Origin of the sequence: Sphingomonas sp. SORGH_AS_0789 (genome assembly GCF_031453055.1) — a bacterium.
Classification (GTDB): domain Bacteria; phylum Pseudomonadota; class Alphaproteobacteria; order Sphingomonadales; family Sphingomonadaceae; genus Sphingomonas.
The window spans coordinates 420,413-433,693 of sequence record NZ_JAVIYV010000001.1; the positions used below are offsets into that span (position 1 = coordinate 420,413).

The window sequence follows — 13,281 nt, forward strand, 5'->3', positions numbered from 1 at the left end:
CCGGGCCCTAGCCCGTGGCGACGCGCCGCCCCGGTTCGGCCTCGTCGTACCAGTCATGGGAGGGCTCGACTGCCACGGGCATCGGCTCGTGCAGGATATGGTCGCGCCCGGCCCGCTTGGCGCGATAGGCCAGCTGGTCGGCGCGGGCGATCAGATCGTCGAGCGTCTCGCCCGGTGCATGGCGCACGATGCCGCCGCTGACCGTCAGAGGTGGCAGGCCCTGCCGGTCGAAACGACGAAGCAGGGCGCGGATGTCGCCGGCCAGGTGGCTGGCCCGGTTGTCGGATCGCTCCGCCGGGCCAAAGGCATCGGGCACCAGCAGCGCGAATTCCTCACCCCCCAGGCGCACCGCCAGCACATCGGGCGCGGTCGCGGTCCGCAGCAGGTCGGCAAAGGCCACCAGCACCCGGTCCCCCATCGCGTGCCCGAACATGTCGTTGACCCGCTTGAAGTGATCGAGGTCCAGGACCATCGCATAAAGGACGTGCCCGTCGCGCTTGGCCTCGGCGAGCAGCGCGGGGCCAGCCCTGGCCAGTCCACGCCGATTGGCCAGCCCGGTCAACGGATCGCTCTCTGCATCCCGTATCGTGTCGTCCAGCGCCTTCTGGATGACCAGCAGCATCAGGAACAGCCCGGCCGCGACCAGCAACACCCCGGTCGAGACCTGCGACACGACCGCATAATAGCTGGTCGCATAATATTGCGCCGAATGCCCCGACCCCAGCGACGCCGCCATGAACGGCTTGACCAGGAAATGCGCGCCGATGATCCCGAACACCACCATCAGCAGGGTTCGGATCGGCCCCTTCTGCGCGATCCGCCGGATGGAGAACAGGACCAGGATCGATCCGAGCGCGAACGGCAGCTGGAACAGCATCTCATAGGGCAGGCTGTTGCGGGTGCCACCCAGCAGGCTCATCCGCAAGGCCATTCCGCCCGCCCATAGCAAGGCGGCGGGACGGCGGCATAGCCGATGACCCGCAAAGGCCTGGATCCCCACCGACATCACGGTGATGGCGCCCAGGAACGCGGCATATCCCAGCACCGCGAACAGCAGCCGATAATCGGTGAAGCGGAACAGCAATTCGCAGATCGGGGTCAGGAAACCCAGCAGATAGCTGACCATGAACCAGACGGCCCCGCGCTGCCGCGAATAGGTTATCGCGACGACGCCGTAAGTCACGACGAACAGCGCCGCCATGCAGCTATTGGCTATCAGGGCATAGACGGCGGCATTCACGGCGTGGAACCCAAAGCCTCCCATTGGGGTCGTGATGAGGGGACCTATCGCCCGATTGACCAAATATCCGTTAAGATCAGGTCATGAATCGCGGCACGAAAATACATCCGCCGCCCCTCTATCGTAACAATGGCCAAGATGTCATCCTTCCGCATAGGTCAGGTGGGAGGACAATGGGCATGCGGCGGATTTTGCACGGTTTCTGGATGCCCACGCGGACCGCTCACCCGCCGGGCGAGTCCTGAGGCGAAAGCGGCAAGATGCCGCCGCCGGTCGATTCCGACAGGACAGCCCGAACACCCATGGCTGCGGCAAGGCTATTCGACGCCGCGTCCCAAAAGGTGCGGATCAATCTGTGTATTGTCCGATGAAGCCGAGGCGATGCCTCGCCTTCTTCAGCCTGCGTTCCGCTGGGGATAGACCGGCAGGTCGAGATTTTCGAAAACGACTGGAATATCGCGTCGAAACATGAAGCTCGCGAGCGGCAATTCTTTGATCAGACGGAACGTGTCCTGATCCATCGCGGGCCAATGAAAGCGCACGATACGAAGACGATGATAGCATCTCTGCTCTTCATCAGGAAAAGGCGAACCCCAGACACAGTCGCCATCCTCGATCCAGTTGCGCAACTGGACATGGATTTCGGAACCATCATCCGTCCGATAATCAAAAACCATGGGCGGGATCAAATCGGGGGAAGGCCTTTGCTTGGGCCATTCGAGCAGATCCATGACCGCCCTCGCGGCCGCCCTGGCCACCCGCCCCAATCCGGCATAGCGAGCCCCTCCCATATTACATCGCGCCAGACAAATATGGAGGCATTCCGATTATACCACTGAATAAATAAGAGAATTTCTGGGCTTGTTTCCCATGCCTCAACTATATCGCCAGTTGTTTTATTAGTAAATATTTTGACGACAGACTTCTTGATCGAGAACTATATGAGCCGATCTAAGTTCATCAAGATATTGGACAATTCAGAATGACCAATCGAGATTGGGGCGTGGCCACTTCCATCTTTTCAGGAATCCCAGTTTTGAGAGGATGCACGCTCCGATCGCGGGCGGTCGCATGGGCATCCAGCGCACTCTCGCTTGCCCAACAATCATGCGCTGGAATGGGCATCATCGCACATGGCGGGACCCGATTTCCGGCGTCCGCAACGCCACCGGTCTTTGAGACACGTTCGATACTGGCGGGATAAAGGACGCCCGGCGTCAGCGTCGCGTGCCAATCCGGTAAGCCAGGACCGGAGACATCGGAGGCTTGGCCATCCGCGTCATTCTGAGGAAGGAAATACACCGGGTGGTAGCGAAGGAGGGACTTGAACCCCCGACACGCGGATTATGATTCCGCTGCTCTAACCAGCTGAGCTACTTCGCCATGCTAGGCGTTCCACCCGGTGGAGGCGCGCCTATAGACAGGCTATTTTCGGGCGTCAAGCGAACAAATGACGCGAAAGCATTTCCCAGGGGCCGCCGCGATACCACCATGCCCCCAACCCGATCACCTCCACCTCGCGCGGGCGGAAATCGCGCTCCATCTGTTGGAGGAGCAGCTTGGCGGTGGCGGGCGTCACCTTGTTCTGGATCGTCACATGCGCGCGCCAGCCGCCCGCATCCTGCGGGGTCAGCATCCCGGCAAAGGCATCGACCAGTTCGCGCCGGATCGCGACGAGGCCGGGCGATTCGATCCGGATCGCCACACCCCGGCCCAGCGACATTAGCCCCCCCGCCCGCGCCTGCGGCGCGCGTTGCCCGCGCGTCAGGCCGTTCAGCCGATGCTTCAACTCCGCCTCGACCGAGGGCGGCAGATGGTGGAACAGCGTGCAATGCGCATCGAGCACGTTGCGCTCGGGCGGGAAATGCTGGCGGCGCAAGCCGTCGAACCAGCCCTGGTCGGCGCGCCCGAACAGCGCGGTGACGATAATCGGGGCTGGCTCGCCGCTCAAATCTCGACCTGACTGCCCAGCTCGACCACGCGGTTAGTGGGCAGGCGGAAGAATTCCATCGCGCTCTCGGCGTTGCGCAGCATCCAGGAGAACAGCTTCTCGCGCCACACCGACATGCCGGGCCGTTCGGCGGCGAGCAGCGTCTGGCGCGACAGGAAGAAGCTGGTGTCCATCATCTTGAACGCCCCGCCCGCCATCTCGACCCGCTTGAGCGCCGACGGGACGTCGGCCTCTTCCATGAAGCCGAAACGCAGCACCAGACGGTGGAAACCATGTCCCAGATCGTCCAGCTTGGCGCGCTCGCCCTCGGACCAATAGGGCTGGCTCATGATCTTGACGGTCAGCAGGATGATCCGCTCGTGCAGCACCTTGTTGTGCTTGAGGTTGTGGAGCAGCGCGTGCGGCACCCCCTCGGGCGAGGAGGTCATGAAGATCGCGGTGCCGGGCACCCGGCTGGCGGCACCGGCGGCCGAATCGATGAAGATGTGGATCGGCATCGTCCCTTCGCGCAACCGCTGGATCATCAGCTTGCGCCCCGTCGACCAGGTGGTCAGGAAGGTGAAGATGATGAAGCCGACCAGCAGAGGGAACCAGCCCCCCGACGGCACCTTGGTCAGGTTGGCGAGGAAATAGGCACCGTCGACCAGGAAGAACAGGCCGAGGAGCGGCAGCGCGGCATAAAGCGGCCATTTCCACAACCGGGTCAGCGCGACGCCCAGCAGGCAGGTGTCGATCAGCATCGCCCCCGTCACCGCGATCCCGTATGCCGAGGTCAGGTTGGACGAGGAGCGGAAGAACAGCACCAGCAGGATCACCATCACCATCAGCATCCAGTTGATGAGCGGGATGTAGATCTGACCGGCGGTCGCGGCCGATGTATGCTCGATGCGCAGACGCGGCATGAAGCCCAGCTGGATCGCCTGCTGCGTCACCGAGAACGCGCCGGTGATGACTGCCTGGCTGGCGATCACGGCGGCGGCGGTGGCGAGGATGACGAGGGGAAGCTGCAACCCCTCGGGCGCCAGCATGTAGAAGGGGCTCTCCAGCGCCGCCGCGCCCTCCCGGACCAGCAAGGCCCCCTGCCCCATATAGTTGAGCATCAGCGCGGGCAGCACGAAGACCAGCCAGGACAGGCCGATCGGCCGCCGCCCGAAATGGCCCATATCGGCATAGAGCGCCTCGGCCCCCGTCACCGCCAGCACGACCGAACCCAGCGCCAGGAAGCCGCGCACGGGCTCGATCAGGAAGAATTGCGCCGCATAATGCGGGGACAGGGCGAACAGCACCTCGGGCGTCTGGACGAAGCTCATGATGCCCAGCACCGCGATGGCGGTGAAATAGACGAGCATGACGGGCCCGAAGAACAGCCCGACCCGCTCGGTCCCCGAACGCTGGATCTTGAACAGCACGATCAGGATCGTGATCGCGATCGGCAGGACGAAGCTGCCAAAGGCGGGGGCGGCGACCGCCAGGCCCTCGACCGCGCCCAGCACCGTGACGGCGGGGGTAATCATGCTGTCGCCATAGAAGAGCGCGGTGGCGAAGACGCCGAGCAGCACGATCCCGCGCGACCAGCGCCGCGTCTTGGTCTGCCCCGACACGAGCGCGAGCAACGCCAGGCTGCCCCCCTCGCCCCGATTGTCGGCGCGCATGATGATCGCGACATATTTGACCGACACGACGATCATCATCGACCAGAAGATCAGGCTGATGACGCCGAGGATATGCGCATTGTCGAGCGGCAGCGGGTGGTGCGGGTTCGCGAAGGTCTCGCGAAAGGCGTAAAGCGGGCTGGTGCCGATGTCGCCGAAGACGACCCCGATCGCCCCCAGCGCCAGGCGCCCCAGCCCCTGGGGATGGTGGGAATGGGATTCTTCGGTCGCGGTGGTGGCGATCCCGGTCGGTGCGACGCTCATGACTGGGCGATCGTGCCGGTGACGGAGCGGATCATCGGCGACATCCGTGGCAACCCTGTGATCATCGCGACGCCCTAGCATGGCCCCAAAAGGCCAGCAACGCAGGTGCCGGGCGCTTGTTGCATTCGGGCACGATTCACGTGGGCGGCGATGCCGCAATGCAACAGTGGTGGGGTGGTTCTTCGAGGAATGGTCTCTGCGAGCGCGCCCCTGCAGGAAGGGGGACGCCTGCGGCGGTGCATGCCGTTTACCCAGGCACGCCCCTCCCGCAGGCGGGAGGGGATGGGGGAGGGAACGCCGCGAGCGGACGGGCTCGGTGAGACACCTTGCCCTCCCCCGGCCCCTCCCGCCTGCGGGAGGGGAGAAGAAGGCCCCGCCCCGACAAGACATTCCCCACCGAAACGGTTCACCTCCCGCCCCCGATCGGCTACGGCCTGATCCATGGTAACTCGCACCGCCCCAGAGGCCGCTTCGGAAATCCCGTCCTCCGTCCCTGTATCGGCCGCGCCCATCGTCACGATCGACGATGTCCGCGCCGCCCATGCCCGGATTTCGGACCGGATCATCCGTACGCCGACCCTGATCAGCCGGACCCTGTCCCAGCTGACCGGCGCGACCGTCTATCTGAAGTTCGAGAATCTCCAGTTCACCGCCGCCTATAAGGAACGCGGCGCGCTCAACACGCTGCTGCAACTGTCCGACGAAGCGCGCGCCAAGGGCGTGATCGCCGCCTCGGCGGGCAATCATGCGCAGGGCCTGGCCTATCACGCCAACCGGCTGGGCGTGCCCGCCACCATCGTGATGCCGCGCACCACCCCCATCGTGAAGGTCGTCCAGACCGAAGGGCACGGCGCGACCGTGGTGCTGGAGGGCGACACGTTCGACGCCGCCTATGCCCATGCCCGCGTGCTGGAGGCCGAGCGCGGCTATACCTTCGTCCATCCCTTCGACGATCCCCGCACCATCGCAGGGCAAGGCACCGTCGCGCTCGAGATGCTGGAGGATGCGCCCGACATCGACACGCTGATCGTGCCGATCGGCGGCGGCGGGCTGATCTCGGGCATGGCCACGGTCGCGGCGGCCGCCAACCCGCCGGTCGAGGTGGTCGGCGTGCAGGCCCAGCTGTTCCCCTCGATGTACAACCATCTGAACGGCACCGCCCTGCCCTGCGCGGGTGATACGCTGGCCGAAGGGATCGCGGTCAAGCAGCCGGGCGGCCTGACCTCGCAGATGGTGGCACAGCTGGTCCGAGAGATCCTGCTGGTCGATGAACGCCATCTGGAGGAATCGGTCAGCGCGCTGCTCCAGATCGAGAAGACGGTGGTCGAAGGCGCCGGGGCGGCGGGGCTGGCCGCGCTGATGTCCTACCCTGAACGCTTCCGGGGCAAGACGGTCGGCATCGTGCTGTGCGGCGGCAATATCGACACGCGCCTGCTCGCCAACGTGCTGCTGCGCGACCTCGCCCGCTCCGGGCGGCTGGCGCGGCTGCGCATCCGGTTGCAGGACCAGCCGGGCGCGCTGTTCAACGTCGCGCGCATCTTCGACCACGAGCGGGTGAACATCATCGAGGTCTATCACCAGCGCGTCTTCACCACTTTGCCCGCCAAGGGGCTGATCACCGATATCGAGTGCGAGACGCGCGATGCGCTCCACCTGCACCGGCTGATCGAGGCGTTGCGCGCGGCGGGTTACGAGACGACGCAGGTCGAACTCGCATGATCCCGATGGCGGCCGGGTCAGCGATGTCCCGGCCGGCCGTCCCGTTTCCGTACGACGATACCCCCATCCCTTCGGGCGGGAAGATCGCTAGACATGTGCTTCTCCCCTCCTGAAGGAACTGCCCGGCGGTGACTGCGCCCTTTCGTTTTCCGCGCTTCTTCGTCACCAGCCCGGCGCCCTGCCCCTATCTGCCGGGGCGCGAGGAGCGGAAGGTGTTCACCGAGCTCAACGGCGAACATGCCGACGAGCTGAACGAGGCGCTGAGCCGGATCGGCTTTCGGCGCAGCCAGGGGGTCGCCTATCGCCCCTCCTGCGCCGGATGCACCGCCTGCGTCTCGGTTCGGGTGCTCAGCACGGGGTTCCGCCCCAACGCCACCCAGCGCAAGCTGCTCCGCCGCCACGCCGATCTGGAGGTGACCGCCTGCCAGCCCTGGGCGACCGCCGAGCAGTTCGACCTGTTGCGCCGCTATCTGGGCGAGCGGCATCCGGGCGGCGGCATGACCACGATGGACGAGAGCGACTATGCCGACATGGTCGAGCTGTCGCCGGTCAAGTCGATGCTGATCGAATATCGCGAACCCGCCGGTCCGCAGGGGCAGCGCGGACGGTTGCTGGGGGCCTGCCTGACCGATCGGCAGGGCGACGGGCTGTCGATGATCTACAGCTTCTTCGAGACCCAGGATGCGACGCGGCCCGGCCTGGGCAATTTCATCATCATGGACCATATCCTGCGCGCCCGCGCGGCCGACCTGCCCTATGTCTATCTGGGCTATTGGGTGAAGGGGTCGGCGCGGATGATGTACAAGACCCGCTACCAGCCGCTGGAGGCGCTGGGCCCGCGCGGCTGGGCGCCGCTCCATGCCGACAACCCCGATGCCTCCGGCCCGCCTGCGGTCGAGACCGCGATCGAGGCGGGCGAGGCATAGCCGACGGCACCTCCCCTCTCCTTCAGGGGAGGGTCGGGGGTGGGGCTTATATCCTACTGGCTCGCAGCGGCCACCGGAACTCGGTCGCTCCACGCCTCGCCCGCCACCGGCGCCGCGCCTGCCGCATCGAGCGCCACCGCGACCCGGACATGGCGGTCCTGCGGGCTGAGGCCGATGCTGGGATCGAACCCGATCCAGCCCAGCCCCTCGACATGCGCCTCGGCCCAGCAATGCGCGTTGGTCGCGCCGTCGAGCAGCGCGAAGCCCGAGACGAAGCGGGCCGGGATCGCCAGCGACCGCGCCGCCACGCAAAAGACATGCGCCAGGTCGCACGCCCCGACCGCATCTGCGGCGAAGGCCTGTCCCGCATCGGCCGCCCCCGGCCCGACCTTGTCCGCAAAACGCCGGTGCAAGGCCGCGTTCAGCGCATGGAGCGCGGCGAGCGGCCCGTCCGTGTCCTGCGTCACCTCGCGAGCGAAGGCGGCGATCGCCGCGTCCTGCGGGGTCGCGGGGGTCGCGCGCAGGAACAGCGCGGGCGGCAGCGTCTCGATGGTGCCATGGACCACGCCATGCGCGTCGCTGGTCAGCACGTCGCCGCTGGCGGTGATCGTCACCTGTTCGACCGGCCCCTCGATATAGAGCATCGTCACCGCATTGCCGAACCCGTCCTGGCCGGGGCGCAGCCGCGCGTCACAGTCGACATCGATCCGCCAGTGCCCGACCGTCTGGTCGTCGCTGTTGCCCGGTGTCAGGCGCAGCATCTGGGCGATCGCCCCGCCGCGCCCTTGCACGCGGTGGGTGATCTGATGCTCGATGGCGATACGCATCAGGCGAACTTGAACTGACGGCCGATGGCGCCGTGCAGCTGGGCATTCTCCTGGATAAAGGCTTCGAGATATTGGTGAAGCCCGCCCGCGATCACGTCGCCCGACCGCGTCTTGCCCATCCGGTTTGCGCGCACCCTCGCCATACGATCCGCTTCCCCATGCTGCCCCGTTCGCCGGGCCAATTGCCCCAGCACGTCCACCGTTTCCTCGACCGACGCCGCCAGGCTGCGCGGCAGCTCGGTGCGCGCGATCAGCAGGTCGATCACATTGGCGGGCTTCAACCCGTCGGAATAGAGCCAGCGATAGGCGGTGACGGCGGAGACGGTCTGGAGGATCGTCGTCCACTGGTCGCGATCGACGACGCCGCCGATCCGCTCGCCCGCCGGCAGCAGGATGTGGTATTTGACGTCGAGCAGCCGCGCGGTGTTGTCCGCGCGCTCGACCGCCTGGCCCAGCCGGATGAACCATGTCGTCTGGTTGCGCAGCATCCGGTGCACCGCACCCTCGAACCCCCGCGTCTCGTTCTTCACCGCCTCGACCAGGCCGAGGACGGCGGTGGGATCGTCGGCGGCGGGCTTGGCCTCGAAATGCAGCCAGGCGCGGTTGATCGCGCTCCACGCCTCACGGGTCAGCGCGGTGCGGACCGCGCGCGCGTTCGTCCGCGCCATGTCGACGCAGCGGACGATCGAGCCGGGATGGCAGCTCTCGACCGTCAGGAAACGCGCGACCTCGCGCCGACGCAGCTCGCGCCCGCCATCGGCAAAGGCGCTGGCGGTATCGGTGACGGCCAGCGCCGAGCCCCAAGCGGCCAGCCCCGCCGATCGCGGCGACAGCACGTCGAGCCGGACGGTCGCCTCGACCAGCCGGGCGATGAAGTCCGCCCGTTCGAAATAACGCCCCAGCCAGTAGAGCGAGGATGCGGTCCGCGACAGCATCAGCGCGCCCCCTGCGTCTGGATCTGCGACTGCTGGCCCTGCACCTGCACCCAGCTGTCAGGTTCGGGATGGAGCAGGACGAAACTGTCCTTGGTGCCGCCGCCCTGGCTGGAATTGACGACCAGCGAGCCTTCCCGAAGGGCGACACGGGTCAGGCCGCCGGGCGTCACCTCCACCCCGCCCGAGCCCGTCAGGACGAAGGGGCGGAAGTCGACATGGCGCGGCGCGACCCCGCTTTCGACCAGGGTCGGCACGGTCGACAACGCCAGCGTCGGCTGCGCGATATAGCGGTGCGGCTCGGCGATCAGCGCGGCGCGGAAATGCTCGATCTGCGCCTTTGTCGCGGTCGGGCCGACCAACATCCCGTATCCGCCCGACCCGTCGACCAGCTTGACGACCAGTTCGTCCAGATGGTCGAGCACATAGGCCAGCGCCTCGGGCTCGCGACAGCGCCAGGTCTCGACATTCTTCAGCTTGGGCTCGGCCCCCGAATAATAGCGGACGATATCGGGCATATAGCTGTAGATCGCCTTGTCGTCGGCGATGCCGTTGCCCGGCGCGTTGAGGATCGCGACATTGCCCGCCGCATAGGCCGCGATCAGGCCGGGCACGCCCAACATCGAATCGGGACGAAAGACCAAGGGATCGAGGAAATCATCATCGACCCGGCGATAGATGACGTCGACCTTCACCCGGCCCGCAATGGTGCGCATCCAGACGATATCGTCGTCCACCACCAGATCGGCCGCCTCGACCAGTTCGATCCCCATCGAATCGGCCAGGAAGCTGTGCTCGTAATAGGCCGAGTTGTAATGGCCGGGCGTCAGCACGACGCAGGTCGGCTCGGCCACGCCGTGCGGCGCGACCGACTTCATCGTGGCGAGCAGCCGGTCGGGATAGCTGTCGACCGCCGCCACCCGGAACTGGCGGAACAGCTCGGGGCAGAGCCGAAGCATCGCCTCGCGATTCTCCAGCATGTAGCTGACGCCGGAGGGCGTGCGGGCATTGTCCTCCAGCACGAAGAAATCGTCCGGGCCGGTCCGGACCAGGTCGATGCCGCAGATATGCGCCCACACCCCGTGCGGCGGGCGCATCCCCGCGATTTCGGGGCGGAATTGCGGATTGCCGAAGATCAGGTCGGGCGGCAGGATGCCGTCGCGCAGGATCTTCCGCTCGCCATAAATGTCGTCGAGGAAGGCGTTGATCGCCTCGACCCGCTGAACCAGCCCTTCGGACAGGCGCGCCCATTCGTCGGGCAGGAAGACGCGCGGGACGATGTCGAACGGAATGATCCGCTCGGCCGCATCGCTCTCACCATAGACGGCGAAGGTGATGCCCAATTGCCGGAAGGTCGCCTCGGCCGCCTGCTGGCGGCGGCGCAATTCGGTGTCGGGAGTGGTATCGAGCCAGCGGTGCAAAGCAGACAGTTCGGGGCGAGACGCAACCGCGCCCGAGCCCCCCATGATTTCGTCGAACGCGGCGATGGTCCCCATCCGGTTGTTACGCTCCCCCTTGCGGCCGGGTTCCATGCTGCACCGCATGATGGGGGCGTGCAAGGGGGGCATAGGATAATTCCTCCCCTGCAAGGGGAGGTGGCGCGCGCAGCGCGTCGGAGGGGTGTCACCCTATCGAGAGCAGGACACCCCTCCGTCAGGGCTTCGCCCTGCCACCTCCCCTTGCAGGGGAGGAATTACAGCGACTTACGCGCCCAGCTTCTCGAGCATCGACGGGGTCAGCACCTGCGGCAGCACCTGCGGCTCCTTCGCGCCGGGGGCATAATAGAGGTAGAGCGGCACGCCCGCCCGGTTATGCCGCTCGATAAAGCGTCCCAAAACCGGATCGCCATCGGTCCAGTCGCCGACCAGCACCGCCACCTTGTTGCGCGCAAAGGCGTCGCGGACCGAGTTGCGCTCGATCGCGGCGGCCTCGTTGACCTTGCAGCTCAGGCACCAGTCGGCGGTGAAATAGGCGAAGACCGGGCGGCCCTGCTTGCGCAAATCCTCCAGCCTGGCTTCGCTGAAGGCGGTGTCGGCGGTGGTCCTGGCCACCGCCGCGGCGGGCTTGACCGTCACCACGATCGCCACCGCCAGCACCAGCGCGGCGATGGCGGGCCAACCCGCGCGGCCCTTGCCGCCATGCTGGCGAAGCCCGGTCCACCAGAAGCCCAGCGAGGCCAGCAACGCGGCGGCCAGCCCCAGCGTCATGCCGGTCACCCCCGCCTCCTGCCCCAATATCCACGCCAGCGCGAGCGCGGTCAGGAACATCGGCACCGACAGGATATGGCGCAGCCGCACCATCCACATGCCCGGCTTGGGAAGCCGCCGCCGCAACGCAGGCACGAAACCGATCGCGATGAAGGGAAGCGCGATGCCGATCCCCAGCCCGGCGAACACCGCCAGCGCGGCGGCGGCGGGCAGGACCAACGCCGCACCCAGCGCTCCGGCCATGAACGGCCCCGAACACGGCGTTGCGACAAAGGCCGCCAGCGCGCCGGTCGCGAACGAGCCCATCGCGCCCGAACGGCCCGCAAAGGCCGGGGTCGGTAGCTCGAACAGCCCCGCCAGGTTGAACGCGATCCCCGCGACGAGCAGCAGGAGGACGCCGATCACGCGCGGGTCCTGCAACTGGAACGCCCAGCCCGCGCTCTGCCCCCCTGCGCGCAATGCCAGCAGGATCACGCCCAGCCCCACGCACACCAGCACCACGCCCGCCATATAGGCCAGCGCCTCGGCCCGTGCATGCCGCTCGTCGCCGCCGCCACGGGCGAGGCTCAGCGCCTTGAGGCTCAGGATCGGGAAGACGCAGGGCATGATGTTGAGCAGCAGCCCGCCCAGCACCGCCCCCAGAAAGGCCAGCGCCACCGCGCCAACGCCATGATCGGCCTCGCCGCCCGCCCCGGCGATCGCGCCCGGCTTGGCGGTGAAGGCCAGTCCCTGCCCCTCGCCGATCGACAGCACGCCCGACACCGGCCCCGGCGTCGGCACGGCGGCCGCCGGGATGGCCAGGATCAGCTGGTCGCCATTGCGGGTCAGCGTCTGCGGCGCGGCATGGTCGATCACCCCACTGCGGTCGGGGAAGAAATAGGCATCCTTCACCGCGACCGAGGCGGGCAGCGGGATGGCGATCCGCACGCCCTTGCCCTTCGTCTCGATCACGCCGTCGCCGCCCAGCGGCCGGGGCAGCGCGGCGCGCCAGCGGTCGAACTCGGCGCGCGTCGCAGGCGCGACCGCGCCGTCGCCCACGGTCAGCGTGGTCGACAGCGTCTGGCTTTCGGGGACGCAGATGGTGTCGGTGCAGACCAGATAGTCGAGCTTGACCGACACGGGCAGCGCGGTGCCCCTGGCAAGCCCGGCGGGCAGGTTCAGATCGACGAGCAGCGCGAAGGGCCGCTCATAGACATAGTTCATCAGCCCGGCGATCTTCAGCCGCCCCGGCACCGGATAGCGCAACTCGCCCGCCGTCACGCCCCGGGGCAGCGTCCAGTGCGCCTCGGTCGGCAGGCCCGCATCGCCGCCATTCTTCCAATAGCCGTGCCAGCCCTTTTCGGGCGTGGCGGCGATGGCCAGCGTGACATGGCCGCCCGCCGCCGGGGTCGCGCTTTCGGGAACGAGGCGCATCGGCAGATGGATCGCGCCGGGCGCGGCCGGGGGGCCGCTTTCCGCCAGGGCGGGGGCATAGCCCATCACCATGAAAAGCGCCGTCATCAGGATGTAAAACCAACCGCGCATCGACCTTGCCCTAACCCGCTTTCGCGTTCCATAGCGTCC

10 protein-coding genes and 1 tRNA gene are annotated in these 13,281 nt (G+C 67.0%); 2 read left to right on the forward strand and 9 right to left on the reverse strand.

Going from position 1 to position 13,281, the window contains the following annotated elements:
- Positions 1 to 7 precede the first annotated feature (7 nt).
- From QE360_RS01870 to QE360_RS01890, 5 genes are all read right to left on the reverse strand, one after another.
- The gene (locus QE360_RS01870) at positions 8 to 1,240 is read right to left on the reverse strand and encodes a GGDEF domain-containing protein (protein WP_309698867.1); all 1,233 of its coding nucleotides are present in this window, start codon (positions 1,238 to 1,240) and stop codon (positions 8 to 10) included.
- Between the two features lie 395 nt (positions 1,241 to 1,635).
- Positions 1,636 to 1,971, reverse strand: coding sequence for a hypothetical protein (locus QE360_RS01875; protein WP_309698869.1), 336 nt, complete (start codon positions 1,969 to 1,971; stop codon positions 1,636 to 1,638).
- Positions 1,972 to 2,546: 575 nt separating this feature from the next.
- Positions 2,547 to 2,623 (reverse strand) — tRNA-Met (locus tag QE360_RS01880).
- A 55-nt stretch (positions 2,624 to 2,678) separates the two neighbouring features.
- On the reverse strand, positions 2,679 to 3,191 hold the full coding sequence (locus QE360_RS01885; protein ID WP_309698871.1) for a 2'-5' RNA ligase family protein: 513 nt from the start codon (positions 3,189 to 3,191) through the stop codon (positions 2,679 to 2,681).
- Complete coding sequence (locus QE360_RS01890) at positions 3,188 to 5,107, reverse strand: potassium transporter Kup (RefSeq protein ID WP_309698873.1); 1,920 nt, start codon at positions 5,105 to 5,107, stop codon at positions 3,188 to 3,190. Before QE360_RS01890 ends, QE360_RS01885 begins: the two co-directional genes overlap by 4 nt.
- A gap of 441 nt (positions 5,108 to 5,548) precedes the next feature.
- On the opposite strand from QE360_RS01890, the gene QE360_RS01895 reads away from it, so the two are divergent.
- Complete coding sequence (locus QE360_RS01895) at positions 5,549 to 6,826, forward strand: threonine ammonia-lyase (RefSeq protein ID WP_309698875.1); 1,278 nt, start codon at positions 5,549 to 5,551, stop codon at positions 6,824 to 6,826.
- A 128-nt stretch (positions 6,827 to 6,954) separates the two neighbouring features.
- Entirely contained in the window at positions 6,955 to 7,752 is a 798-nt protein-coding gene (locus QE360_RS01900; protein WP_307103326.1) for an arginyltransferase, read from the forward strand.
- A 53-nt stretch (positions 7,753 to 7,805) separates the two neighbouring features.
- On the opposite strand, the gene QE360_RS01905 is transcribed toward QE360_RS01900, so the two are convergent.
- From QE360_RS01905 to QE360_RS01920, 4 genes are all read right to left on the reverse strand, one after another.
- On the reverse strand, positions 7,806 to 8,579 hold the full coding sequence (locus QE360_RS01905; protein WP_309698877.1) for a transglutaminase family protein: 774 nt from the start codon (positions 8,577 to 8,579) through the stop codon (positions 7,806 to 7,808).
- Positions 8,579 to 9,514, reverse strand: a complete 936-nt coding sequence (locus QE360_RS01910) for an alpha-E domain-containing protein (protein ID WP_307103322.1) — start codon at positions 9,512 to 9,514, stop codon at positions 8,579 to 8,581. Before QE360_RS01910 ends, QE360_RS01905 begins: the two co-directional genes overlap by 1 nt.
- Entirely contained in the window at positions 9,514 to 11,007 is a 1,494-nt protein-coding gene (locus QE360_RS01915) for a circularly permuted type 2 ATP-grasp protein (protein ID WP_309704030.1), read from the reverse strand. The genes QE360_RS01910 and QE360_RS01915 overlap by 1 nt, the downstream gene beginning before the upstream one ends.
- Before the next feature lie 207 nt (positions 11,008 to 11,214).
- Positions 11,215 to 13,242, reverse strand: coding sequence for a protein-disulfide reductase DsbD domain-containing protein (locus tag QE360_RS01920; protein ID WP_309698880.1), 2,028 nt, complete (start codon positions 13,240 to 13,242; stop codon positions 11,215 to 11,217).
- Positions 13,243 to 13,281 lie beyond the last annotated feature (39 nt).

Coding starts and splice junctions, on each gene's coding strand:
- QE360_RS01875 (WP_309698869.1), bottom strand. CDS start 1,971: ATGGATCTGCTCGAATGGCCCAAGCAAAGGCCTTCCCCCGATTTGATC.
- QE360_RS01890 (WP_309698873.1), bottom strand. CDS start 5,107: ATGAGCGTCGCACCGACCGGGATCGCCACCACCGCGACCGAAGAATCC.
- QE360_RS01895 (WP_309698875.1), top strand. CDS start 5,549: ATGGTAACTCGCACCGCCCCAGAGGCCGCTTCGGAAATCCCGTCCTCC.
- QE360_RS01905 (WP_309698877.1), bottom strand. CDS start 8,579: ATGCGTATCGCCATCGAGCATCAGATCACCCACCGCGTGCAAGGGCGC.
- QE360_RS01910 (WP_307103322.1), bottom strand. CDS start 9,514: ATGCTGTCGCGGACCGCATCCTCGCTCTACTGGCTGGGGCGTTATTTC.
- QE360_RS01915 (WP_309704030.1), bottom strand. CDS start 11,007: ATGGGGACCATCGCCGCGTTCGACGAAATCATGGGGGGCTCGGGCGCG.
- QE360_RS01920 (WP_309698880.1), bottom strand. CDS start 13,242: ATGCGCGGTTGGTTTTACATCCTGATGACGGCGCTTTTCATGGTGATG.